This window comes from Streptomyces sp. BF23-19, from assembly GCF_041106355.1.
Classification (GTDB): Bacteria; Actinomycetota; Actinomycetes; order Streptomycetales; family Streptomycetaceae; genus Streptomyces; species Streptomyces virginiae_A.
In genome coordinates this window covers 1-25350 of record NZ_JBGBPT010000102.1, presented here as the reverse complement: position 1 = coordinate 25350, position 25350 = coordinate 1, and the positions used below count along the sequence as shown (strand labels likewise).

Annotated in this window: 16 protein-coding genes; 8 read left to right on the top strand and 8 right to left on the bottom strand. The window is 73.7% G+C overall.

The genetic code is table 11. From position 1 onward, the window contains the following. Positions 1 to 307 precede the first annotated feature (307 nt). Both AB8A24_RS37670 and AB8A24_RS37665 read left to right on the top strand, forming a co-directional pair. Positions 308 to 1375 carry a PP2C family protein-serine/threonine phosphatase gene (locus AB8A24_RS37670; protein ID WP_328965922.1) on the top strand — a complete coding sequence of 356 codons (1068 nt, stop codon included), beginning with the start codon at positions 308 to 310 and terminating at the stop codon, positions 1373 to 1375. Between the two features lie 314 nt (positions 1376 to 1689). After that, positions 1690 to 2703: a M23 family metallopeptidase gene (locus AB8A24_RS37665; RefSeq protein ID WP_369478746.1), complete on the top strand. Its 1014-nt coding sequence runs from the start codon at positions 1690 to 1692 to the stop codon at positions 2701 to 2703. Here the strand turns inward: AB8A24_RS37665 and AB8A24_RS37660 are convergent. The 4 genes from AB8A24_RS37660 to AB8A24_RS37645 all read right to left on the bottom strand — a co-directional run bounded on the left by AB8A24_RS37660 (position 2622) and on the right by AB8A24_RS37645 (position 8026). Further along, positions 2622 to 3956, bottom strand: a complete 1335-nt coding sequence (locus AB8A24_RS37660; RefSeq protein WP_369478745.1) for a PrsW family intramembrane metalloprotease — start codon at positions 3954 to 3956, stop codon at positions 2622 to 2624. The genes AB8A24_RS37665 and AB8A24_RS37660 overlap by 82 nt on opposite strands. A 100-nt stretch (positions 3957 to 4056) precedes the next feature. After that, complete coding sequence (trmB, locus tag AB8A24_RS37655; RefSeq protein ID WP_369478744.1) at positions 4057 to 4803, bottom strand: tRNA (guanosine(46)-N7)-methyltransferase TrmB; 747 nt, start codon at positions 4801 to 4803, stop codon at positions 4057 to 4059. 140 nt (positions 4804 to 4943) lie between these two features. Further along, positions 4944 to 6176: an L-2-hydroxyglutarate oxidase gene (lhgO, locus tag AB8A24_RS37650; protein ID WP_328962676.1), complete on the bottom strand. Its 1233-nt coding sequence runs from the start codon at positions 6174 to 6176 to the stop codon at positions 4944 to 4946. A gap of 44 nt (positions 6177 to 6220) precedes the next feature. Further along, on the bottom strand, positions 6221 to 8026 hold the full coding sequence (locus tag AB8A24_RS37645) for a sporulation protein (protein WP_369478739.1): 1806 nt from the start codon (positions 8024 to 8026) through the stop codon (positions 6221 to 6223). A gap of 629 nt (positions 8027 to 8655) precedes the next feature. Between AB8A24_RS37645 and AB8A24_RS37640 the strand changes: the two genes are divergently transcribed. Next, entirely contained in the window at positions 8656 to 10872 is a 2217-nt protein-coding gene (locus tag AB8A24_RS37640; protein WP_369478738.1) for an asparagine synthase-related protein, read from the top strand. A gap of 46 nt (positions 10873 to 10918) precedes the next feature. Here the strand turns inward: AB8A24_RS37640 and AB8A24_RS37635 are convergent, their stop codons facing one another. Continuing rightward, positions 10919 to 12262: an MFS transporter gene (locus tag AB8A24_RS37635; RefSeq protein WP_369478737.1), complete on the bottom strand. Its 1344-nt coding sequence runs from the start codon at positions 12260 to 12262 to the stop codon at positions 10919 to 10921. Between the two features lie 155 nt (positions 12263 to 12417). Between AB8A24_RS37635 and AB8A24_RS37630 the strand changes: the two genes are divergently transcribed. Next, positions 12418 to 12924: a MarR family transcriptional regulator gene (locus AB8A24_RS37630; RefSeq protein WP_328962680.1), complete on the top strand. Its 507-nt coding sequence runs from the start codon at positions 12418 to 12420 to the stop codon at positions 12922 to 12924. 49 nt (positions 12925 to 12973) lie between these two features. Beyond that, entirely contained in the window at positions 12974 to 16312 is a 3339-nt protein-coding gene (locus tag AB8A24_RS37625) for a BTAD domain-containing putative transcriptional regulator (protein WP_369478736.1), read from the top strand. Here AB8A24_RS37625 and AB8A24_RS37620 read toward each other — a convergent pair. Both AB8A24_RS37620 and AB8A24_RS37615 read right to left on the bottom strand, forming a co-directional pair. Beyond that, positions 16299 to 18311: a sigma-70 family RNA polymerase sigma factor gene (locus tag AB8A24_RS37620; protein ID WP_369478735.1), complete on the bottom strand. Its 2013-nt coding sequence runs from the start codon at positions 18309 to 18311 to the stop codon at positions 16299 to 16301. The genes AB8A24_RS37625 and AB8A24_RS37620 overlap by 14 nt on opposite strands. A 150-nt stretch (positions 18312 to 18461) precedes the next feature. Next, positions 18462 to 19235, bottom strand: a complete 774-nt coding sequence (locus AB8A24_RS37615) for a helix-turn-helix domain-containing protein (protein WP_328962683.1) — start codon at positions 19233 to 19235, stop codon at positions 18462 to 18464. Positions 19236 to 19573: 338 nt separating this feature from the next. Here AB8A24_RS37615 and AB8A24_RS37610 point away from each other — a divergent pair, with 338 nt between their 5' ends. Continuing rightward, entirely contained in the window at positions 19574 to 20992 is a 1419-nt protein-coding gene (locus tag AB8A24_RS37610) for an NAD(P)/FAD-dependent oxidoreductase (protein WP_266383583.1), read from the top strand. A gap of 135 nt (positions 20993 to 21127) precedes the next feature. Then, positions 21128 to 22930 (top strand): SpoIIE family protein phosphatase, encoded by a 1803-nt coding sequence (locus AB8A24_RS37605; protein ID WP_369478743.1) that lies wholly within the window; start codon positions 21128 to 21130, stop codon positions 22928 to 22930. Positions 22931 to 23019: 89 nt separating this feature from the next. Here AB8A24_RS37605 and AB8A24_RS37600 read toward each other — a convergent pair whose 3' ends face one another. Continuing rightward, positions 23020 to 24345 carry an MFS transporter gene (locus tag AB8A24_RS37600; RefSeq protein WP_369478742.1) on the bottom strand — a complete coding sequence of 442 codons (1326 nt, stop codon included), beginning with the start codon at positions 24343 to 24345 and terminating at the stop codon, positions 23020 to 23022. A 125-nt stretch (positions 24346 to 24470) separates the two neighbouring features. Between AB8A24_RS37600 and AB8A24_RS37595 the strand changes: the two genes are divergently transcribed. Next, positions 24471 to 25007 (top strand): MarR family winged helix-turn-helix transcriptional regulator, encoded by a 537-nt coding sequence (locus tag AB8A24_RS37595; protein ID WP_030774675.1) that lies wholly within the window; start codon positions 24471 to 24473, stop codon positions 25005 to 25007. Positions 25008 to 25350: the final 343 nt, after the last annotated feature.

The following is a 25350-nucleotide window of genomic DNA, read 5'->3' as shown; positions in this document are numbered from 1 at the left end:
GGTTCCTCACCAGGAACCGGGCCTTCGTCGTGTTCCGGTCCCGCCGGTCCCCCTTCTTGCGCCTTCTCGCGCCTCGTCACCCGTCCGGCCGCCGTCAGGTCGCCGTAGGGATGCTCCTGCCGCCAGCCTTGAGGGGCGATCAGGCAGCGGGCCCGGACCCGCGTGATGGACCGGGCGGCGGGAGAGCAGCGTGGTGGGGCTGGGCCGGCGGGGCAACGGGGCTGGGCGCACGGGCGGGAGCGTCACCGGGAACGGTGTGACGCGTCGCGTGGTCCGGCTGCTGCCGGGCGTGCTGATCGCCGTCGGGATGGTCTTCGACGTGCTGACCCCGCCCAGTTTCACCGGGTCCCCGTTCTTCACCGCGGCCCCTCTGATCGCCGCCCCGCTGTTCACCCTGTGGGCCACGGCCCTGACCGGCGCTCTGGCCGTGTGCGGGGTGTTGGTGCTGCACATCCTCAACGGCACCAGCTGGAAGGTCGAGGCGCTGACCGAGCTGGTGACCGTACTGACCGTCGCCGGGTTGGCGCTCCTGATCAACCGGATGGTGCGGCGCAGCGGTGAGCGGCTCGCCTCGGCGCGCGGGATCGCCGAGGCCGCGCAGCGGGCGGTACTGCCGAAACCCGCCGAGCGCATCGGGGGGCTGCACGTCTCCGCCTGGTACGAGGCCGCGCAGGCGGACGCCTTCATCGGCGGCGATCTGTACGCGGTCCAGGAGACCCCGTACGGGGTGCGGTTGGCGGTGGGTGACGTACGGGGCAAGGGGCTGGGGGCGGTGGAGGCCGTCGCGGTGGTCCTCGGGGCGTTCCGGGAGGCGGCGGAGACCGAGCCCACGCTGGAGGCGCTGGCGCAGCGGCTGGAGCGGGCGCTGGCCCGCGAGGGCACGCGGCGCGACAGTCTGGACGCGGTGGAGGGGTTCACGACGTGCGTGCTCGGGGAGATCCCGCCGGGAGCGGGCGCGCTGCGGCTGCTCAACCGGGGCCACCCCGAGCCGCTGCTGCTGCACGGGGACGGGGAGCTGGCGGTCCTCGCCCCGGCGGAGCCGGCCCTGCCGCTCGGCCTGGGGGAGCTGGGCGGCCGGCCGGACCTGGCGCAGGAGTGGGCCTTTCCGGCGGGGACCACCCTGCTGCTCTACACGGACGGGCTGACCGAGGCCCGGGACGGCGCGGGACAGTTCTACGATCCGGCGGCCCGGTTGCGTGGGCGGATCTTCCCCGGTCCGCAGGCGCTGCTCAGCGCGCTCAGCAGTGACGTGCGCCGGCATACGGGCGGCGGGGCGACGGACGACATGGCGCTGCTGGCGGTGGGTCGGCCGGGGGAGCGGGAGCCGGAGCGGCGGCGGACCGTGCCGGTGGTGCCGCGCGGCGACGTGATGTGACGTTCCGTGATCGAGCGAGTGCTTTCCGCAAGGAGATTGACGGGTCGTCATTTCAGGCCTGTGGCTGAAGTGATAAGGGAGTCGCTTGATTTTTGGCCTGATTAAGGTGGGTTTGCTGTAGAAAGGTGTGGCCAAAGCCGGTCAGTGCGTGGCTGATTGGTGGGAACGATCAAGCGGAGAAGCTTGGAATCACTCCCCTACGTCTATTACCTTTCGATAACGCAGCGCGGTCGTCCCAGCCGTCGCAAGAGACGGCACCGTGCGCGCGCGCGTCTCTGCGCGTCAATGAGGAGTGTGCCCCGGTGGCCTCCAACTTGCCTGCCCCTGAAGGCATCGAGATCCAGGAGCAGCCGCCCACCGCGGGTGCCTGGGGCGAGTGGAATCCCACCGAGGATTCGGTGCGCCCGGTCCGCGGCAAGCATCGGGTCGCCAAGCAGCGCGGGGGACTTGCCCGCAGCTCCACCGTGCTCGGTGTCGGCGTCATCGCGGCGGTCGGCGCCGGCGGCATCGCCACCGCGCAGGACCGGCCCCAGGTCGCGATATCCCTGCCGGCCCTCCCCGACATGATGACCGGGGACAAGGCCCAGCAGGAGGACGGCGGTTCCGGATCGGCGGCCGCGACGGGCGGGCGGACCGGGATCATCGCGCAGCAGTCCGCCCAGGGCGCGGACGCGGGCGAGGTCCTGCGCAACCGCATCCTCCAGCAGGCCGAGTTCCAGCAGGACGCCGCCGAGGCCAAGGCCCGGGCGGACGCCGAGCTGGCCGCGCAGCAGGCAGCCGCGGAGGAGGCCAAGCAGAAGCTGGAGGAGGCCCGCAAGGCCGCCGAGGAGGCCAGGACGCAGGCCGAGGCGAAGGCCAAGGAGGAGGCCGAGGCGAAGGCCGCGGAAGCGGCGGCGGCCAAGGCCGAGCAGGAGCGCCTCGCCCAGCCGGCCGGCAGCTACTCCCTGCCCACCTCCGCCTACACCCTCACCTCGCACTACGGCGACTCCGGCTCCATGTGGTCCTCGGGCCACCACACCGGCCTCGACTTCGCGGCCCCGACCGGGACCCCGGCCAAGGCCGTGGCCGCCGGGAAGATCACCTCAGCCGGCTGGTCCGGTGCGTACGGCTACCGGATCGTGCTGGAGCTCCCGGACGGCACGGAGATCTGGTACTGCCACCTCTCCTCGATGTCGGTGACCTCCGGCACGGTCGGCGCCGGCGAGACCATCGGCCGCGTCGGCGCCACCGGCAACGTCACCGGACCTCATCTCCACCTGGAAGTACGCAAGGGCGGGTCGACGCAGGACCCGTTGGCGTGGCTGAACTCCAAGGGCCTGAACGTCTGAGACCCGGGGGCCGGGTTCGGGTCCGGCGCGCCGCGGTCGTTGTTGTGGTCGTGGTCGTCGTCGTCCGTCCGACGCGGCCCGGGTACGTCCGCCCGCGCGGCCGCCGGGGCCAGGGGGTCGAACCACGGCGGAATCAGCTCCTCCATGACCGCCGCCCGGGCCAGCGCGGGACCCGCCGTCGCCCGGGACCGCCAGAGCCGGTGCAGCAACTCCCGCTCCCGGCGCGCGAAATCCCGCTCCCGTACGGGGCCGCCGCGCCGCGCCCGGTGCCGTAGCAGGGCCAAGGCGGCCGCGTCCGCCTCGTAGCGGGCGACCGTGCGTCCGGCGGCCCGGCCCCCGCTGTGCCGGGCCAGGGCGCGGGCCAGCGAGCGGGCCGGCATCGAAGCCAGGGCCGGGACCTCGGCCCGGCCGAGCCAGCCCGCGGCCGCGTACAGCGCGAGCTCGTCCTCGACGGCCCGCAGCCGGTCCCGCCTTATCCGCACGGCCAGCCACACCAGCAGCCCGAACACCGGGACCATCACGCAGCTGTACACCACGTAGAACCCGTGCTCCCCGAACTGCGAGGAACCGTTCCACAGCGCGTGCATGCCCATGGCCAGCGCCAGGCCGAGCAGCGGCGGCCAGATCCTGCGCGCACGGCGGGCACCGAGGGCGGCCACTCCGAAGCCCAGACCGGTGAGCACGGTGAACAGCGGGTGCGCGAACGGCGACAGCACTATCCGGACGAAGAAGGTCGCCGCCGTCACCGATTCCAGCGCGCCGCTGCGGTCGGCCAGGTCCTCCACGAAGGCGTTGCCCAGGTAGAGGATGTTCTCGGTGAAGGCGAACCCGGTGGCGGTGAAGCCGGCCACCACGAACCCGTCGGCGGGTCCGTTGAAATGCCGTCTTCGGAACGTGAACACCAGCAGCAGGGCGGCCGCCTTGGCGGTCTCCTCCACCACCGGGGCGATGGCCACCGAGCCGAGGTGATCGGCCGCGGAGGCGTCGGTGGTGGCCGCGGCTATCCACTCGGTGGCGAAGTTGTTGGCCAGTATCGCGATCAGGGCCGCGGTGCAGGCCCCCCAGCCGAAGCAGAACAGCAGCTGCGACCAGGGCGCGGGCGCGGCCCGGCCCAGCCACCGGAAGGCCGCCATGAGCGGCGCCACCGGCAGCAGGGCCAGACCGAGACCGACGAAGAAGCCGGAGGTGCCGGTCTGTTCCCGCACGAGTTCGAGGATGGCGATCCCGGTCGCGGCGAGCAGGGCGAGGAGCACGCAGGTGCGGACCGTGCCGGACGGACGTGGGAGTACGAGGTGGAGCGCTCGGTACACACCATGACCCTAGCGAGCCGCTCTGACACGCGCGGTGACCTTGTCAGTTCTCCGTGCGACGGAAGAGCAAGTCGTGTACGAGGTGGCCCTTGTCGAGGCCCTGGCCCTCGAAGCGGGTCAGCGGCCGGAAGGCGGGGCGCGGGGAGAAACCGCCGTCGGGCTGCGTGTTCTCGAAGTCCGGGTGCGCGGTGAGCACTTCGAGCATCTGCTCGGCGTACGGCTCCCAGTCGGTCGCGCAGTGCAGTACGGCCCCGGGCGCCAGGCGGGTCGCGGCCAGCGTGAGGAAGTCGGGCTGGATCAGCCGGCGCTTGTGGTGGCGGGCCTTGGGCCACGGGTCCGGGAAGTACACGCGCATCCCGGCCAGGGAGTCGGGCGGCAGCATCTCGCGGAGCAGGATGATCGCGTCGCCGTTGGCCACCCGGATGTTGGTCATGCCGCCGCGCTCGGCGAGGGCGAGCAGGTTGCCCTGCCCGGGGGTGTGCACATCGGCGGCGAGGATCCCGGTGCCGGGGTCCTCGGCGGCCATCTGGGCCGTGGCCTCGCCCATGCCGAAGCCGATCTCCAGGACGACGGGGAGCCCGCCGAAGAGAGCGTCGAGGTCGATGACCTCGTGGCCGTCGATGTCCAGGCCCCAGGTGCCCCACAGGCGCTTCAAGGCCTCGCCCTGGCCGGTGGTGACCCGGCTGCGCCGGGGCTGGAAGCTCCGGATCCGCCGCTCGTGGTGCGAGCCGGCCGGGTCCGGCGCGGGCCCGTCGGGGAAGCGGGGCTCGGTGCGCCACTTGGGCGGCACGTACGAGTTCGTCTCCGGCGCGGCGTCCGGGAGGCGGGGCGACTGGGGATTCAGGGACTCAGACACAATGCGCTGATTCTACGACGGGGGGTGCGGGAGTCGCCGCGCGAACGGCTCCCGCACCCTGCCCGAAGCGCTGCTCAGGCCGAGCCGAGGGTTCGCAGGGCGCGGGTGGCGATCTCCCGGCCGATCGGCAGGGACGCGGTCGCGGCGGGCGAGGGGGCGTTGAGGACGTGGACCGTGCGCGGGGCGTCACGGATCAGGAAGTCGTCCACCAGGGTGCCGTCGCGCAGCACGGCCTGGGCGCGGACCCCGGCCGCGGCGGGGTGCAGATCGTCGGCGGTGACGGCCGGCAGCAGGCGCCGTACCGCCCGGGTGAAGGCCTGCTTCGACAGCGAGCGGTGGATCTCGCCCGTCCCGTACCGCCAGTGCCGTGCCGCCATCCGCCAGGATCCCGGCCAGGCCAGCTCGTCCGCGATGTCCCGGGGCCGCACCGTCGACCAGCCGTACCCCTCACGGGCCAGCGCGGGCACGGCATTGGGTCCGACGTGGACGCCCCCGCCGATGCCCCGGGTCAGGTGCACCCCGAGGAAGGGGAACGCCGGGTCGGGCACCGGGTAGACCAGGCCCCGGACCAGGTCCGGCCGCGCCAGGTCGTAGTACTCGCCGCGGAAGGGGATGATCCGCATGCCCGGGTCGTCTCCGGCGAGGCGGGCGATCCGGTCGCACTGGAGGCCCGCGCAGTTCACCAGCACCCGCGCCCTGACCACCAGGCCGGACGTGGTGCGCACGGCCACGGCCGACGCGCGCCGGGAGATCAGGTCCACGGCGCCGCCGTAGACGATCTCCGCGCCCGAGGACTCCGCGAGCTGGGCGCTCACCCGGCCGTAGTCGACGATCCCGGTGCTGCCGACATGGATCGCGGCGAGCCCCCGCACCTCCGGCTCGTACTCCGTGATCTGCGCCGGGCCGAGCTCGCGCACCGGAATGCCGTTCTCCCGGCCGCGCTGGACCAGCGCGTGCAGCCGCGGCAGCTCTTCCCGCTCCGTGGCGACGATCAGCTTGCCCGTCACCTCGTGCGCGATGCCGTGCTCCGCGCAGAACTTGACCATCTCGGCGGCCCCGCTCACCGCGAAGCGCGCCTTCAGGGAACCCGGGCGGTAGTAGATCCCGCTGTGGATCACCCCGCTGTTGCGGCCCGTCTGGTGCCGGGCCGGACCCGACTCCTTCTCCAGGACCACGACCCTGGTCCCCGGAGCCAGGCGCGACAAAGCATGCGCCGTCGACAGGCCGACGATTCCGCCGCCGATCACCAGCACATCGCAGTCCACGCCGCCACCCACGCTGACACCTCCCACCCCTGCATACTGCACCCCGGCACCGACAACCCGGCCACGCGGCCCCCGGAAGACAGGTCCTACGCCGGCGCCACCAACAGCGGCCGGGCCCGCTCCCGCAGCTCTGCCACCCGCGGCTCGTCCCCGTACGGTTCCAGGCGGTGCAGCAGGTCCCGTACGTATTCGGTCGTCCGCGCCGAGGAGATCCTGCCCGCCACCTCCACCGCCCGGGTGCCCGCCGCGCACGCCGCGTCGAGATTGCCCGACTCCAGCTCGGCGACCGCGCTCACCACCAGCCGCAGTCCGTGCGACCGTACGTACTCCTCGGTGGGCCGCGACAGGGCCTGCTCGGTGAACCGCCGTACCTGCCGGGGCAGTTTCAGGTCCCGGTAGCATTCCGCGGCATCGGCCGCGAAACGGTCGTACGAGTAGAAACCCAGCCAGGTCGGATCCGGATCGCCCTCCCGGGACCGCTCCAGCCAGCCCTCCGCCGCCCGCAGCGCCGCTCCGGCGGCCGTCGAATCGCCCGCCTTCGCGTGCGCCCGCGCCTCGACCAGCCGGAAGAAGCTCATGGTGCGGGCGGTGGCGAGACCCCGGTTGCGCTCGACGGCCGCCTGCGCGAGGTCCACCCCCTCGTCGGGGAAGTCCCGGTAGGTCGCCTGCAGCGACATCGAGGCCAGCACGTAGCCGCCGAGCGGTACGTCCGCGGCCGCGCGGGCGAGCCGGAGCGCCTGGATGTAGTAGCGCTGGGCCGCTTCCTGCTGACCGGTGTCGAAGGCCATCCACCCGGCCAGCCGGGTCAGTTCGGCGGTCGCGCCGAACAGCGCGCGGCCCACCTCGTCCGTGTAGGAGCCGAGCAGCAGCGGCGCAGCATCCACCCGCAGGCACTCGGGCACCATCGACGAACGCCAGTCCCCGCCGCCGTACTTGGAGTCCCAGCGGCGCGCGTCCTCGGCGGCCTCGCGCAGCTTCGACACATCGCTGTGGCCCACGCGCTGGCCGTGGTCGCGTGGCGTTTCGGGTCCGGGCTGGGCGGGCACAACGGTGGACGGCGGGCCTGTCGCCGGTCCCGTCATCGGGCCTGCCAGACCTGTCATGGGGCCGGTCGTGCGGCCGTCCGGGGAGGACCGGGGACCTGGTGCCGTCGCCTCGCGCGCCGGTACGTCGTGAGCCGAGGGGGTCGCTGATACGGGGCTCTGGACCATGGAATGCCGCGCCGCGGGGTCGAGCGCCGCGGAGCTGCCGGCGGTCGGGCCGTCGGTCGCCGCGCCGTCGGCGGTCGGGGCACCGGTCGTCGGGGCATCGGTTGCCGGGGTGTCGGCTGCCGTCGGGCCGGTTGCCGTCGCGCCGGGCATCGGCGAGGCGGGGGCCGTCGAGCCGGGCGTGAGGTGCGGGGCCCGGCTGCCCGCCGGCTCCCGGGCCACCGAGCTGTCGGCGGGAGATATCAGCCAGCGCGAGGCGGGCGTCGCGTACGCCGCCACGGAGAACGAGCCCGCGAGCGACTGCCAGATCCCGCCACCGCCCCGCCGCCCGGCGAGGTCGAGCCGGTACAGGTCGGTGGCCGAGCGCACCGCCGCGCCCACGTCGCGCGGGAAGGCCAACCCGACCTCGGGCGCGGGGTCCGCGTCCGCCAGCCCGATCTCGTGCAACGGCACCGGCCGGCCCAGCTTCGCGCCGATCGCGGCGGCGATCAGGTGCGGGGCGGCGCCCTGCGGCACCATCCCCTTCGACACCCACCGGGCCACCGACGTCTTGTCGTACCGAAGCGTCAGGCCGCGCTGTGCGCCGAGGTCGTTGACCCGCCGGGCCAGCCCGGCGTTGCTGATGCCCGCGAGGGCGAGGACGGCGCCGAGCTTCTCATTGGGCTCGCGGAGCTCCCTGGACATGCGCCACCCCTCGTCACACGCGGAACGCAGACGCCGCCGGGGCATAGGCGCCCGGCATTTCGTAAACCCAGCGTAGTTCCCCGCCTCCCAAGCGTTAAGGCCCTTACTTCCGTATGGCGGGATTGTTGTCCGTTTGCACAGTCCGCCCCGGACCCGGCGCCGGGGCGCACGTGTCAGCGCGTGCTCCGCCCGTGTGGCCGTGCGCCCGCCCGTGCGCTCTGGCCGGTCCCCGGACCCGGCGATTCGATGTGCGGTGCGTGGGTCGGCCCGCCGCCTGACCGGGCGGGTCGGGGGATGCCGCTGCCTCAATCCCCGCGGGTGGCGGAACGGTCCGGGGGGTGGATTGCGCCCCCCGGGCCGCGCCCCCGCATCGGGCGCCGGCGGCCCGTGACGGCTCTTCAGGCGGCCGAAGAATGGCTGAAAGCGACCTATGGGGCGGTGGGAACGGAACGCCAAATACCGAGTTGCCGGGGCGTGTTCGTTTGCGTGTGCGCCCCCTTTAACCACTCTCGCACGCCTGTCCCGTGGCAGCATGGACCCCGAGCCACCCGGGGTCCCGCGGCCGCGCCCTCAGCGCTGTCCGTGCTGCCTGTGCCCCGGTCATGTGCCCACGGGCTGGGGAGGCGGCGGTGCGCTGGTTGGTGGGTTGGAGCAGTATCGCCGCGAGCTTCGGCACGGCCGGAAGGGTCTCCGGCCAGAGCTCCGGCCAGGCCTCCGGCCAGGGCGGATACGGCCACGGCGGATACGGCGACGGCGGTGCGCCCCTGCGCGGCGGCCTCGCGGACGCCGCCCATCCGGACGACCCGGGCGCGGACGCGGAACGCACCGTCCACCCCGTCGGCGCACAACTGCTCTGGGGAGACCCCGACCCCCTCTGGGCCGTCGGCGACTGGCGCCCCGACGAGATCCGCACGGTCACCGCCGATCCCGCCGACCCCTTCACCCGGCTCGCGGTCCTCGGCTGCTGCGGCGCGACCGACGCCGAACTGCGCCGCGCCCTCTACGCCGCCCGCGGCGGCGCGCTGCGCCACCTCACCCAGTGGTCCGGCAGCTACACCGCCGTCGTCCAGGCCGGCCGCCGCATCACCGTCGTCGGCGACCTCGCGGGCGCCCGGCCCGTCTTCTACACCCCCTGGGCGAGCGGCACGGCGTACGCCACCGCCGCCCTCCCGCTCGCCGACCTCATCGAGGCGCAGCTCGACATCGGCCATCTCGCCGCCCTGCTGGCTTGCCCGGACAGTCCCGAGGCGCTGGGCGACGGCACACCGTACGCCGGGGTCCGGCGGATCCCGCCCGGGCACGCGCTGATCCTGCGGGAGGGCTCCCGCGAGATCACCGGCTACGAGCAGGTCGCCTCGCTCGCCGTGGCGGCCCCCGAGGCCGATGCCGAGCGGGCGGTGGAGGGCGTACGGGAAGCGTTGGTGGATGCCGTGCGCGCCCGGCTCACGGCTCCGCGGCATGCTCCCGACATCGTGCCGCCGTACGATCCCGGCCCCGTGCCCGGAATGGGCCCCGCCGATCGGCGTGCCGCCCGTGGCGCCCCGGCTCCCGGGGTGGGCGCCGACCTCTCCGGCGGCAGCGCCTCCGCCACGCTGGCGCTGCTGGCGGCCGGTCTGCCGGGGGCGCCGGGCACCCTGCTGAGTCCCGCCGGGGCGCGGCTGCTGGCCGTCACCTTCAACGACCTGGCGACCCCGCAGGGGCGCGAGGCCGAGCTGGAACGGGCCAGGGCCATCGCGGCTGACCCGCGCCTGCACCACGTCGTGGTGGCCGCCGCCGCGGAGGCCCTCCCGTACGCCGAACTCGACGGCCCGCTGACCGACGAACCCGGCCCCTCGCTGGTCTTCGCCGCCCGCGAGCGGCGCCGACTGGCGGCCGGCTCGGCCGACCACTTCACCGGCCACGGCGCCCGCCAGGTCCTCGACGCCCACCCGGCCCGCATGGCGGACCTCCTGATGGACCGCCGGCGGCGGCACCTGCTGCGCCCGGTGGCGGCGCTGGCCCGCTCGGCCTCCGCCTCCGGAGCCTCCGGGGAGTCCCTGCTGGTGCCGCTCACCGTGTACTCGGCGGCCCGAAGACTTGCCCGTACGTCGTACCGCGCGGGCATGGAGGCCGCTGCGGCCCGGCTCCGCGAGGGCGGGGTCACCGAGAGATCCTCCGGTCCGGTGGACGCTTCCCTCGCCGCCCTGACCTGGTCCCGTCCGGGACCGGCGGCGGGCTGGCTCACGGGGGAGGCACTGGCGGAAGTATCGATCCGTCTGACGGTCGCGGCCGGCCGCCCGCCGCTGTCGCTGCGGCCGGGGGAGGCCCGCGCCCGCTCGCTGCTCGCCCGCCACGCCGCCGACCACCGGGTCTTCGAGCAGGCCGTGGAGGTCCGCAGCCAGCGGTTGCACGCCCCCTTCCTGGACAACCAGGTCGTACGGGCCGCCCGCGCCCTGCCCGAGTCCCTGCGGGTCCAGCCCGGCGCCCGGGCCGCGATCCTGCGCAGCGTCCTGTCCTCGGCGGGGGTGCGCGAGTTCCCGCCGGGCTGGGGTGCCACCGACCGCGAGCCGAACGAGACGGCGACCCGGCTGGGGCTGCGCGCCGCCCTGAACGGCCTGCTGGACCTGTTCGAGTCGCCGTTGCTCGCGGACGCCGGGCTGATCGAGGCCCGGGTCGTGCGCCAGGCCCTGCTCGACGCGGCGGAGGGGCACCCGGTCCCACTGGACGGGCTGGCCGAACTGGTCTCGATGGAGCTGTGGCTCCACCGCCTGCTGGCCCGGCGCGGCACCTGCTGGACGGGTACCTCCGCGGCGCGGCGCCGGGCGGTGCCCGAGGGAGTCCCCGTGCACCGCCCGGCGCTGTCCTGACGGTTGCTGCTCCGGCTCCGGCTCAGCCTCCGGCTTCGGTTCCGGCTCAGGCGGCGAGCACCAGAGCGGTCGCGATCGCCGGGCCGAAGGCCCCGCCCAGCTGGTAGCAGAGGGCGAACAGGCCGATGGCCGTGGGGCGCTGGGGATCGGGGGTGCTCGACGCGGCGTGCATCGACAGCACCGCGTTGGCCCCGGTCGCCGCGAAGGTCCCGCCCGCGGTGGCGACCAGCAGCAACGGGCCCCAGCTCGCGAACACCGCGATCGCCGCGGCCGCCGCGCCGACCCCGACGAGCACCGAGCGGACGGCCGCCCGGCTCATGCGGGCGGATGCCGCGGCCAGCAGCCAGGAGAGCGCGGATCCGGTGAGCAGGGCCACGAGCTGACCGGTGCCCGCGGTGCCGGAGTCCCAGCCGGCCCGGTCGGTGAGCAGCCGGGGCACCGAGAACAGCAGGGTGAAGTACGAGCCCGAGAGCGCGAGCGCGAGCAGCGCGGAGCCGAGGAAGAGCGGCTTGCGGATCAGCGCGGCCGGGACGAATCCGTCGGGCCGCCGGCGGACGTGGAGCGCGAGCAGTGTGGCGGCGACGGCCGAGGAGCCGAGGGCGGCGGCCGGCGCGTGGGGCAGCAGGACCAGGGCGGTGGCGAAGGCCGTCAGCAGCGCCGCGCCGCGGAAGTCGAACCGGTCTCGGGGTGTCGTCTCCGAGGCCGCCGGGGTCGTCGGGGTCGTCGGGGCTGCCGGGGTGGTCGCGTACCGGCTCACCATGGGTACCGCCAGGACCGCGATCACGGAGACGGAGAGCGAGAGGCGCCACGAGACGGTGTGTGCGAGCTGTGCGCCGAGGAGCGGGCCGGACGCGCCGAGGACGCCGAAGCCGGCGCTGATCACGCCCATCCGGCGGGCCGAGCCGGCCAGGCTCATGGCGACCGCCGCGAGGCCCGCGCCGCCGGCGGCCTGCGCGGCCCGCCCGGTGAGGGTGAGCGGCAGCCAGGGGGACGCGGCGACGAGGAGGGTGCCGCCGACGAGGAGGGTGCCGGCCACGCGGAGCGCTGCCCGCAGGCCCCGGCGGCGCAGCAGTCCGGCCAGCAGCGGCGTGCCGACGGCCATGGCCCAGGCGTAGGAGGCGACGAGCCAGGTGGCGGTCGAGCCGCTCACCCCGAGGGAGCGGGCCATGTCCGGAAGGATCAGGACGGGGGCGTTGGCCCCGGCGGCCAGGGGGGTGGCCAGCAGTGCCAGCCATATGACGGGAACGGGGCCGAGCCGGGGGCGGGACGCGGCGCGCGCTCTCGTGGCGACCGGGTCGATGGCGGAGGCGGAGGCGGAAAGAGTCGTCGTGGCTGTGGCCGTGGCTGTGGCCGTGGCTGTGGTCGTGGCTGTGGCTGTGGTCGTGGTCATGCGTGGCGCCCCGTTCAATTCATCTCAAGGCTAAGAATCTCAACGTTGAGATAAAATCATCCACACCCTCTCAACGTCAAGTGTCTCAACGTTGAGATATCTTGTTGGCGCCAGGGACTGAGGGACTGAGGGACGCGAGCGATGGAGGACAGCGCATGAGCGACGCAGTGGACGCGATCGTCGGCCAGTGGACGGCGGAGCGCCCCGATCTGGTGGCAGGCCTGTGGCCGGTGGAGGTGGTGGCCCGCATCCAGCGGATGACCCGCGTCATCGACAAGCAGCAGAAGGCCTTCGCGGCCGAGCACGACCTGGAGGTGGGCGAGCTCGACATCCTCTTCACCCTCTGCCGCTCCGGCCCCCCGTACGCGCTGACCGCCGGCGCCCTCATCCCGGCCGCCATGGTCACCTCCGGCGCGATCACCAACCGCATCGACCGCATGGAGGCCAAAGGACTGGTCGAGCGGGTGCGGGACGGTCAGGACCGCCGCACCGTGCGGATCCGGCTGACCGAACAGAGCCTCGCGCTGACGCAGTCGATGATCACCGAGCATCTGCGCGGCTACGCGGAGCTGCTCGCCCCGCTGGACCCCGCCACCTGCGCCACGATGGCCCAGGCCCTGCGCACGCTCCTGGAGGCCAACGGGGACACCTCGATCACCTGAGGTACGGCCGGGCGCCACGCCACCCCGACAAGCCGTGCAGAATTGCCCGGTGCGGTATCTCATCCTCGGCGTCACGGAGGCGCGCGACGAGACCGGCGTCCCTCTCCCCATGGGCGGCGCCCGCTTGCGCGCGCTCCTCGCCGCCCTCGCCCTCCGGGCCGGCCGCCCGGCCTCCGTCGCCGAACTCGTCGACGACGTCTGGGGCGACGACCCGCCCCACGACGCCCCCGCCGCCCTCCAGGCCCTCGTCGCCCGGCTGCGCCGCGCCCTCGGCGGCCGGGACGCCGTCCTCTCCGTTCCCACCGGCGGCTACCTCCTGGCCGCCGCCCGCGACGACATCGACCTGCACCGTTTCGACCGGCTGGCGGTCCAGGGCGGCCAGGAACTGGCCACCGACCCGGCCGCCGCCTCCCGCACCCTGCGCACCGCCCTCGCCCTCTGGCGCGGACCCGCCTTCGCCGACCTGCCCGAGCCCGCCCGCGCCGCCCATGCGGCCGTCGCCGAGGCGCGCCGCTCCGGCGCCCTCCGCCAGCGCATCGAGGCCGACCTGCGCTGCGGCGCCACCGCTCCGGCGGCACTCCTGCCCGAGATAGAGATGCTGGTCCAGGAGTCCCCGTACGACGAGTCGCTTCGCGCGCAGCAGCTCCGTGCCCTGCGCGCCGCCGGCCGCCCGGCCGAGGCCCTCGCCGTGTACGAGCGCACGCGCCGCGCCCTCGCCGACGGCCTCGGCACCGATCCGGGCCCCGAACTCGCCGCCCTGCACGCGGAGCTCCTCCGGCCGCAGCCCCGGCCCCCGCAGCCCCGGCCCGAGCTCTCCGACGCCAACGACACCGCCGACGCCGACGAGGCCCCCGGCGTCCCCGGCGTCCCCGGCGTCCCCGGCGCCCCCGAGGCAGCCGAGGCCCCCCGCGGGAATCTCCGGCCCCGGCTGACCTCGTTCGTCGGCCGCGAACCCGAACTGGCCGCCCTCCGCGGCGACCTGGCCCGCCTGCGCCTCATCACCCTCACCGGCCCCGGCGGTTCCGGTAAGACCCGCCTCGCCGAACACGCCGCCGCGGCCCACCCCGAAGCCGGCTGGATCGTCGAACTCGCCCGGCTGGACCAGCCCGCCGCCGTTCCCGGCGCCGTCCTCAGCGCCCTCGGCCTACGAGAGAGCTCCCTCGTCGCCCGCGAGACCCCCACCCCGGCCGCCGCCGACCCCACCACCCGTCTCGTCGAACACTGCGCCCACCGCCGCCTGCTGCTCGTCCTCGACAACTGCGAGCACGTCATCGGCGCCGCCGCCGAGCTCGCCGAGCGGCTCCTCACGCACTGCCCCGGCGTCCGGATCCTGGCCACCAGCCGCGAACCCCTCGGTGTCCCGGGGGAGACGGTCCGCCCCGTCGAGCCCCTGCCGCCCGACCCCGCCCACCAGCTCTTCGCCGACCGCGGGGCCTCGGCTCGCCCCGGCTTCAGCCCCACCGACGACCCGGCCGCCGTCGCCGAGATCTGCGCCCGCCTCGACGGGTTGCCGCTGGCCATCGAGCTGGCCGCCGCCCGGTTGCGGCTGCTCACCACGCGCCAGATCGCCGACCGTCTCGACGACCGCTTCCGGCTCCTGACCGGTGGCGCCCGTACCGTCCTGCCCCGCCAGCAGACCCTGCGCGCCGTCGTCGACTGGTCCTGGGACCTGCTCGACGAGGCCGAACGCACAGCCCTGCGCCGGCTCTCCGTCTTCGCCGGCGGCTGCGACCTCGCCGCCGCCGAGGCCGTCTGCGCCGACCCGTCCGACCCCGCCTCCTACGACGCCGCCGACGTCCTCGGCTCCCTCGTCGACAAGTCCCTGGTCCTGGCCGAACCGGACCAGGACCACGGCGACCACGACGGCCCAGGCGGCCCTGGCATGCGCTACCGCATGCTCGAGACCATCCACGAGTACGCCGCCGAGCGCGCCGCCGCCCACCCCGCCGACGCCCGGGCCACCGCCCGCCGCCACGCCGCCCACTACCTCGCCTTCGCCGAGGAGGCTGAGCCCCTGATCCGCTCCGCCGCCCAGCTCCCCTGGATCCGGCGCGTCGAGACCGAGCTCGACAACCTCCGGGCCGCCCTCCACAGCACCGTCGTCGAGACCGCCGACGCCGAGGCCGGCCAGCGCCTCGTCTTCGCCCTCGGCTGGTTCTGGTGGCTGCGCAACTACCGCGCCGAGGGCGCCGAGTGGACCACCCGGACCCTCGCCCTCACCCCCGAGGTCCCCCCGGAGGGCACTGCCGAGTACTGGCGCTTCATGCGCCTGCTCGTCCTCGACATGTTCCTGCTCGCCGAGAGCAACTCCGCCGAGAAGTTCCGCACCTCCGAATACCGGGACCTGGCCACCCGCATCAAGGAGACCTTCCGGCAGGGCTCCCCGGAGACCACCCGCTTCCCCGGAATGCTCTGGCCCGCGACGACCTTCCTCACCGGCACCTCCCACGACTTCCACACCGACCTCGACCGGTCCGTCGCCAACTGCCGCGTGCACGCGGGTGAGTGGGAACTCGGCATCGTCCTGATGCTCCGCGCCCACGTCGCCATCGACGTCACCGGCGGCCTGCCCGACGTCGACGCCGACCTCGTCGAGCTGCACGAGATCTCCCAGCGCGTCGGCGACCGCTGGACCCGCGCCCAGGTGGCGAGCGCCGCCGGGGAGGTCGCCCTTTCGCGCGGCCGGTACGCCGACGCCCGCGTCGAGTACGAGGAGTGCCTGCGCCTCGCCCGTGAGGTCGGGGCGAGCGTCGAGGCGCCCTTCGCCATCGCCCGGATCGCCGAGGCCGCCTACTGCGCGGGGGACCTCGACGACGCCGAGCAACTGCTGGCGGAGGCCGAGAAGGAATCCGACCGGTACGGCGGGGTGTACGACGTCAACACCTTCGCCCGACTCCTGTGCGCCCTCGTCGCCCTGCAGCGCGGCGACACCGTTCGGGCGCGCGAGGAGTGCGACCGGGCCCGCGCCGAGGCCGATCGGTTCACCGTTCCCGCCCAGCTCACCGCCGGGCTGGCCACCATCGACGCCGTCCTCGCCGGCCGCGAACAGGGCCCGTTGGTCGGTCTGACCCGGATCGGGCCCGCGCTCGCCGTCGCCGTCGACGCCCGCTGCGCCGAGCGCATCCTGGCGGGCATGGCCGAGGCGGCGGCCGTGCTGCTGGCCGACGCCGACCGGCCGGCCGAGGCGGTACGGGCCCTCGCGGCGGCCACCGCCTGGCGTGCGGGCCATCCGCGCTCGGTTCCGGAGAGCGGCGTCGTGGACGGCCTCTTGGAGCGGACCCGCGCCCTGCTCGGCCCGGAAGGTCACCGCCGCGAGGAGGAGGCCGGCGCGACCCTCACGCCGGGCGCCTTCGCGGCGACGCTGACCGCGGTGTTCAGCGGCAGCTGAGCACCGCGTCCGCCCAGCTCGCCAGCGTCGGCAGGCTGCCCGGCCCGGCCCTCTCCACCATCAGCCGCAGTGTCTTGCGCCCCGTGAGGGGGACCTGCACGGCCGCGGGCGGTTCCTCGTGCCCGAGAGCGGCGGACTGCCACAACCGCTCCCCGTCGGCGTATACGGAGAACCGCACCGCGCCGTCCGTGAACAGCGACAGGCCGTCCACCCCCGCCTGCGCCGAGAAGGTCGTGCACTGCCGGTTGAGGGTGATCTCCACCGAGGAACGCGAGTTGACGGTGATGCCGTGCGCGAAGCGTCGGCCGCCCACCTCCAGCCCGTGGCGCTGCCACACCCAGCCGCTGCGCCAGGTCTGTACCTCCGGGCCGCTGTGGTCGCCGTGGACCGAGTGGGCGAGTCCGGCCAGCTGGAACCCCCGCGGCGGCTTCGGGGCCGGCGGCGGTGTCGGCTTCGGCGAGGGCCGCTGCGGCGACGGCGTGGGCGAGGCCTTCTCCCGGCCGGCGGAAGGCGACGGGGACGCGGAGGGCGTCGGGGCGGGAACGGCGGAGGCCGCCGCGGAGGGCGTCGGTCCGGGCCGCGGGGCTACGGTGCCCTGCGCGGCCGGCGGTTCCTGCGCGGGCGGATCCGGCTCGACAGGGGCAGGGGACGGCGCGGGAGCCTTCGGCACCGACGGCACGGCGGGAGCCGCCACACTGGGCGCGGCATTCGCCCGGGCCCGCGGCTCGGTGTCGTCCCCGGCCAGCGCGAACACCACCCCGGCGGCCGCGGCCACCGCGATCCCGGCGGCGATGGCCGCCTTGGCCGGCAGTCCGAGCCCTTCCGCGGCCACGGAACCCCCGGCTCCGCTGCCGGCCCCGGCAGCGCCACTCCCGGCACCGACCCCGGCGGCGCCGCCCGTGGCCCCGGCCGTCCCGGCCCCCGCGGTCGACCCGCCGGCGACGGCAGCGGCCGCCCCGGCCCCGCCCGCGGCGACGGCTCCACCGGCCAGCACCCCGGCGGCCTTGCCCGCGTACCCGGCGGCGAACCACCCGATGACCGCGACCGGCAGCAGCGCAGGAATGCCCGCGTTGACATCCTGGAGCTCCCCGGCGGCCAGCCGGCACTTCACGCACTCCTCCAGGTGCGTGCGCAGCCCCCGCTCCGCCCGCATCCGCAGCCCGCCCCGCGCATAGGCGCCCAGCCGGTCCGCGTACCGCGCGCAGTCGCCGCCCTCGCTCAGCGCCGAACTCACATGGGCCTGCAGATACGCCTGCTTGAGCCCCTCTCGGGCCCGACTGGCCAGCACGGCGGTGGCGTTGGCGCTCAGCCCGAACAGCGGGGCGATCGCACTCGGCGACGCCTCCTCGACGGTGGTGTGCCACAGCACGGCCTGCCACCGCTCGGGCAGGCTGCGAAAGGCCCGCACGGCCAGCGACCGCTCGGCCTCGTGCATCGCCCTCACGTCCGCGCCCAGTTCGAGCGTGTCGTCCCCGGAGAACCCGGAGAGCCCGGACAGCGCGGCGGCCCCGCCCTCCGTACCCGTGGAGGCCTGCTCGGCGAAGACGGCGAAGTCCTCGACGAGTTGTTCCCGCTTGGCGGTCTTCGCCCAGGCCGCGGCAACCCTGCGCACGGTGGTCAGCAGATAGGCCCGCACCGACTGGTCCGGCCCGGCCCCACCCCGTACCGCCTGCAGGGTCCGCGCGAACACCTCGGCGGTCAGGTCGTCGGCGGTGTGCGCGTCCCGGCAACAGGACCGCGCGTAGCGGCGCACGGAATCGGCGTGCCGACGGAACAGCTCCTCGTACGCACCGTCGTCACCGCCCCGCATCCGGGCGATCAAGTCCCCGTCGGACGGCGGCAGCTCGCCCCCGGTGCCTCCGGGTCCGGAAGAGCCCGGGGGGCGTGCGTGCCGCCCGCCCGGGTCGCGCTGGGCCGGCACCTGTCGGGCGGGCGAACTGCCCGCCTCCACCTCGCTGCCGCCGCCACCGCGTGGCTCTTCCCGACCGTCAACGCTCATCGCGGAGACTCCCGCACGACACACTCAACCGGTACACCGGGCAAGCGTGTCACACGGGGGACGGGCGCCGAACCCCTCTGCGCGCCATCCACCCGTCCGGGCACATCCCGGCGAATCGTCCTACCGGGCCCTCACCGGCACCCGCCGAGGTCACACCGTCCGGGACCGCAGCCCTTCGAGCAGGATGTCGAGCAGCCGCGTCGAGGCCGCCGCCTGCTGCGCCGGGTCCGGCAGCGCGGGCGCCGCCGTCGCTATCACCAGCAGCACATCGGCCACCGTGACATCGGCGCGCAGTTCACCGGCTTCCCGCGCCCGGTGCACCAGCCGGCCGACGACCTCCAGCAGCGCACCCGCACCCGCGTCCTCCGAGGGCTCGTTCTCGACGGAACCGCGCGTGCCCACGACCCGCAGGTCGGGAGCCCCGGCGGCCGGCACGGCCTGCCGCTGGTGCGGAACCCGGGCGGCCTCCACCTCCTCGGCCTCGTCCTCGACGGCCGAGCCGACCCGCAGGACCTGCGGCGGCAGCAGCCGCCCGGCACCCGAGGCCACGGAGGTGCGCAGGAAACGTGACAGTGCCTGCCACGGCTCCTCCTCCTGGCCCAGCGCGGCCTTGGCCTGCTCGGTCAGTCGGGCGGTCTCCTCCTCGGCTATGCGCCGTACCAGGACGTCCTTGCTCGGGAAGCGTCGGTACACGGTGCCGACACCGACCCGGGCGCGGCGAGCCACGTCCTCCATCGGAGCCCCGTAGCCCAGCTCGCCGAAGACCTCACGAGCCGCCCGCAGGACGTGCTCCAGGTTGCGCTGGGCATCGACGCGCAGCGGCGTGGACCGGCCTACACCGTGCGTGGTGCCGCCCGTCAGACCGCGCCCGTTGCTCTCGACCGAGAGCGCGGTCGCAGAACCATGGAAATCGGAAATGTTCATATGTATCCCCCGGTAATCATTTGTCTCCCCCCGGAGACACTCCCCGCCTTCACGTCGAGGGGGCCACGGTCTCGGGCCCGGTCCTACTCCTCGACGAGATACGAACATAGTTGAGCCAGAGTCAATTCAGAAGAGGCAGCCCCGGACGGAGCACCGCCCGATCGGAGCATTCACCCCCACTTTTCCGTTCCGTGCCTCCGGAATGTCACATTCTGCATGCCCTGACCTGCAGATTTTCGCCACAAGCTGACGTCCTCTTGCACCCCGCCCCAGCACTCACTCCGGTCACACAATTTGCCGGACCTGTGGACAAACTCCCGGCCACGATGCGTCATGGGATGGTGAAGGCTGCTAACTCCCGGGGCACGGCCCCCGGTACCCCGCCCCGTACGCGCATCCTGATCGTCGGCGGCGGCTACGTCGGCATGTATACGGCGCTCCGCCTCCAGCGAAAGCTGAGAGCCGGCGAAGCCGAGGTCACGGTGGTCAGCGCCGAGCCCTACATGACGTATCAGCCCTTCCTCCCCGAAGCGGCCGCGGGCGCGATCTCTCCCCGCCATGTCGTCGTCCCGCTGCGCCGCGTCCTCGGCAAGTGCCGCATCGTCATCGGCGAGGCCGAGCGCATCGATCACGCCAAACGGACCGTGACCGTCAGCACCCTCGCCACCGCCGACGAAGGCACCGGCCCCATCGAGATGGAGTACGACGAACTCGTCCTCGCCCCGGGCTCCATCTCCCGCACCCTCCCCGTCCCCGGACTCGCCGACTACGGCATCGGGTTCAAGACGGTCGAAGAGGCCATCGGGCTGCGCAACCACGTCATCGAACAGATGGACATCGCCTCCTCCACCCGCGATCCCGCCCTCCGCGACGCCGCCCTCACCTTCGTCTTCGTCGGCGGCGGCTTCGCGGGCGTCGAAGCCCTCGGCGAACTGGAGGACATGGCCCGCTACGCCTCGCGGTACTACCACAACATCAAGCCCGAGGACATGAAATGGGTCCTCGTCGAAGCCAGCGACCGGATCCTCCCCGAGGTCGGCCCCGAGATGGGCGTCTACACGGTCCGCGAACTACGCCGCCGCAACATCGACGTACGCCTGGAGACCCGGCTCGAATCCTGCGAGAACCGCGTCGCCGTCCTCAGCGACGGCGCCCGCTTCCCCACCCGCACCGTCGTATGGACCGCAGGCGTCAAACCGCACCCCATCCTGGCCGCCTCCGACCTCCCCAAGAACGAACGCGGCCGCCTGGCCTGCACCTCCTTCCTCACCGTCGAAGGAGTCGAGCACGCCTGGGCCGCGGGCGACGCCGCCGCCGTCCCCGACATCACCGCGGACGAGAAGGGCCGCGAATGCGCCCCCAACGCCCAGCACGCCGTCCGCCAGGCCAAGGTCCTCGCCGACAACCTCCTCGCCGCCCTGCGCGACGAGGTCCTGACCGAGTACGCGCACAAGTACGCGGGCTCGGTCGCCTCGCTCGGCCTGCACCGGGGCGTCGCCCACATCTACGGCCGCAAGCTCAAGGCCTACCCGGCCTGGTTCATGCACCGCGCCTACCACCTCAGCCGCGTCCCCAGCTTCAACCGCAAAATGCGCGTCCTTGCCGAATGGACCCTCGCGGGCCTCTTCAAGCGTGAGATCGTCTCCCTGGGTTCCCTCGAACACCCCAGGGCAGAATTCGAACTGGCCGCAGGCGGCGGCCCCAAGCCCCCTCCTCCACCCCCCGCCTCCAACCCCCCGCAGAACGGCCAGGGCTGACGTTGTCAGTGCGGTCGGCCACACTGGACGTGTGACCATAGGTGCGCTCACCCCTGCACAGAGTGACATCGTCCAGTCAGCGACCGCCCACGAGCGACACAGCGACCACTCGCGACACCACGAGGCTTGAACGCAGTGAACTTCACGCGCTGGAGCGCCCGGTTTCCCGGAACGCAGCGCCGCGCCGCCGCCCGGTCCGAACACGCCGCCGCCCAGGCCAAGCGAGGTGAAGGCGCGGTCCCGGCAGCCCGCGGCGGCCGCGCCGACCCCGGAGCCGAGCGGTCCACGCCCGCCGACGGCCACCCGGCCGACCCCACGGTCTCCGGGACCGGAAGCGGCAGTGGCGTCGGCACCGGCACGTCCCCGTCCCCGGCCACGTCCCCGCCCCGGGGTACGGGCGTCCTCACCGCCGTGCCCTCCCTCGACGAGCTCTCCGTACGCGAGGTCCTCGGCCGGCTCCCGGCCCTGGTCGCCCTCGTCCACGGCCCCGAGCACCGCGTCGCCTACGTCAACGACGCCTATACCGCCGGCTTCGGATCCCGCACCCCCGGCGCCCCCGCGCACGAGGCGCTCCCCGAACTCGGCGAGCTCGGCCTCCTCCCGCTCCTCGACCAGGTCCAGCGCAGCGGCAAGTCCCGTACCGCCAAGAACCGCACCGCACCGGGCGGCGGCAGCTCGTACACGGTCACGTGCACCCCCGTCGAGTTCCCCGAGTCCGACACCGACGGCGTGCCCGACCCCCACCACACCGGGGTCCTGATCCACCTCGCCGACGTCACCGACCACGCCGAAGCCGTCGAGCGCCTCCGCGCCAGCGAACGCCGCCAGCGCGAGGCCGCCGTCACCCTCCAGCGCTCCCTCCTCCCCCAGGAGCTCGAACAGCCCGACGACCTGCGCGTCGCCGCCACCTACCAGCCCGGCGGCACCGAGGCCGCCGTCGGCGGCGACTGGTACGACGTCATCACCCTCGGCGCCGGCCGCACCGCCCTCGTCATCGGCGACGTCATGGGCCGCGGCGTGCGCGCCGCCGCCGTCATGGGCCAGCTGCGCACCGCCGTCCGCGCCTACGCCCGCCTCGACCTGCCCCCGCACGAGGTGCTCCAGCTCCTCGACGGCCTCGCCGCCGAGATCGACGCCAGCCAGATCGCCACCTGCGTCTACGCCGTCCACGACCCCAACGAGGGCCTGCTCGCGTACGCCTCCGCGGGCCACCTCCCGATCCTCGTCCGCGACGAGGACGGCACCGTACGCAGAGCCGCCGACCCCACCGGCCCACCGCTCGGCACCGGCGGCTGGCTGCACACCTCGGGCACCATCGCGCTCGGCCCCGGCTCCACCGCCGTCCTCTACACCGACGGCCTGGTCGAACGCCGCGGCGAGGACATCGACGAGGGCGTCGCCGCCCTCGAACGCGCCCTCTCCGGCGCCCAGGGCACCCCGGCCGTCATCTGCGACCGCCTCATGCGCGCCCTCGGCGTGGACGCCGACCATGACGACGACGTCGCCGTGATGGTCCTCCAGCAGCCCGCCCGCACGGGATCGGACGCCGAGCTCTTCCACAACGCCGCCCTGGAACTCCTCGGCGGCATCGAGGCGGCCCCGCGCGCCCGCGCCTTCGCCCAGGGCGTCCTCGCCTCCTGGCGGTTCCCCGTCGAGCTCTGCGACCTCGGCGTGCTCGCCGCCAGCGAGCTCGTCGCGAACTCCCTCCAGCACGGCACCCCGCCCATGCGGCTACGGCTGCGCCGCACCGACCGCCGGCTGATCATCGAGGTCACCGACGGGGACGACCACCTCCCGCGCCGCCGCCGCGCCGAACCGGCCGACGAGACCGGCCGCGGCATCTCGATCATCGCGACCATCGCCTCCGCCTGGGGCTCCCGCCGCACCCCGGGCGGCGGCAAGGCCGTCTGGTGCGAGTTCGCCCTGCCGGACAAGTAGCCGAACAACAGGAAGGCCCCGATCCACCCGGACCGGGGCCTTCCGCGCAGCCGTACATATATACGTACGGCCATCCGCTTCCTACGTGCTCACACGTGAACGGGCTCGACGGCGACGTCCTTGCCCGTCGCACCCCGGGCCACGACGTCCTGGGCCGCCACGACCGGACCACCCTGCGCGACGACCCTGCTCGCCACCCACGGGTTGTCCTGCATCGGACTCAGCCGCCTGCCGAGCCGCAGCGCGAGCGCGGCGATCCCGAGCGACACGAGCACGAAGACCCCGATGTAGAGCATCGGAACCCCCGCACCGAGCGGCACCCCGAGCGGTCCCAGCGCCAGCGCCATCTGCTTGACCAGCGCGAAGGCCGAGTTGTACTGGCCCACGGAGCCCTCGGGCGCCAGGTCGGCCACCAGCGGCGCCAGGGTCGGCGACAGCATGGCCTCGCCGATGCCGAAGAGCGCGTACGTGCTGATGAACGCGGCGGCGGCCATCATGGCGCTGCCGTGCCCCAGACCCGAGAACCCGGCGATGACCCACGCCACGGTCCAGATCAGCCCGACGAGCGCGATCACCCGCGACCGGCGGCGCTTCTCGACCAGCTTGAGGACGACGAACTGCGCGACGACGATCGCACCGGTGTTGGCCGCGAGCGCGAAACCGAGGGTGGAGGGGGAGATCCCAGCGGCCTCGGTACCGAAGGCGGCCAGACCCGACTCGAACTGTCCGTAGCAGGCGAAGAACACCACGAAGCCCAGCACGCACAGCTGCACCATGGCCTTGTGCCGGAGCAGCCGCTTCCAGCCGCTGCCGCCCGCCTGGGACGGGTCCTTCGGCATGGCGTCCTTGATGGTCGGCACCTGCGGCAGCCGCACGCTGAGGATGACGCCCGCCAGCACCAGGAACATCACGGCCTCGATGCCGAACAGCAGGGTGAAGCTGCCGGGCCGGCTCTCGTCGACGATCTGACCGCCGAGCAGCCCACCGATGCCCAGGCCCAGGTTCTGCATGAAGAACTGCAGGGCGAAGGCACGGGTCCGGGTGGACGGCGTGGAGCACCACACGATCATCGTGGCCAGAGCCGGCTGCATCACGGCCTGCCCGGCGCCGAGCGCCAGGGCGGAGAACAGGATCGCCGTGATGCCGGTGGAGAGCCCGAGCGAGAGCGCCCCGACCGAGGCGGTGACGGCCGCCCCGATGACCACGGGCACCGGACCACGTCGGTCGATGACCCGACCGGTGAAGGGCAGCGCGACGAGAGCGCCCAGGGCGAAGGCCACGAAGGCGCTCGTGGCGGCCATGGAACCCAGATCTCGCACCTGCGCCACATAGATGTAGAGGAACGGAACCGTGAAGCCGATGCCGAACGCGGTCAGCGCGTTCCCGGCCTGGATCCGCCGCATCGCAGCGCCCATCACCTTGGTCACTTCTCACCTGCCTTTGAGACCTGAAGCCTGAAGACTTCATACCTAAACTTCAAGCCTTAACAGTACACACCGAAGGAGTTAGATGCCAACGAGCTCGTGCGATACTTCGACCCATGGGTGACACCCCCGACGGCACTGCGCCCGTCCACGAGCCGAGCCTCGACGAACAGATCGCCGTCTATCAGCGCGAGTTCCAGGACCTGGACCCCCAGGTCGAGAAGGTCGTCTCGGCACTGAGCCGCCTGAACCGCCGCATGAACGTCGCGTACGGACGCCAGACGGCGGCCCTGGGCATCAGCAACGCGGAGTGGGAGGTCCTCAAGGCCCTCGTCATCTCCGGTGCCCCCTATCGGATGGGCCCGAGCGAACTGGCGAAGCAGCTGGGCCTCACGCCGGCGGCGATGACCCACCGGATCGACCGCATGACGGCGGAAGGTCTGGTCACCCGCGAGCGGGACGAGTCCAACCGGGTCCGCGTGATCGTGGAGCTCACCGACGAAGGCCGCAGCAAGTGGCTGGACGCGATGCGCGCGGCCACGGTCTTCGAGGAGGACCTCCTCCAGGACCTCTCCACCGCGGAGCGAGGAGTGCTCGGCGACATGCTCGCGCGCCTGCTGGACCGCGTGGAGGACCTCCAGTCCCCCAGCTGACCACCGGGGTTGACACGAGCCCTGCGGATCCGTAAGGTTCTTCGAGTTGTCCCAGAGCCGGAAGGTTTTGGCGACAACGAATCCCGCCGCCTCGTTGCGGCACCCAACTCAGCACGATCTCCCACCGGGAACGAATTCGGCATGCCCGAATTTCTTTCCGAAGGCCGATTATGAATCGCCGGGGAAATCCACTAGAGTTCGGGAGTCGGAAGGGCCCAACAGCCCGGAAGGCAAACCCCGCTGACTGGGGGTCAGGCCCGAAAGGATCTGATAGAGTCGGAAACGCAAGAACAGAACGAAAGCCCGGAGGAAAGCCCCAGCGGATGTCGCGGGGGTGAGTACA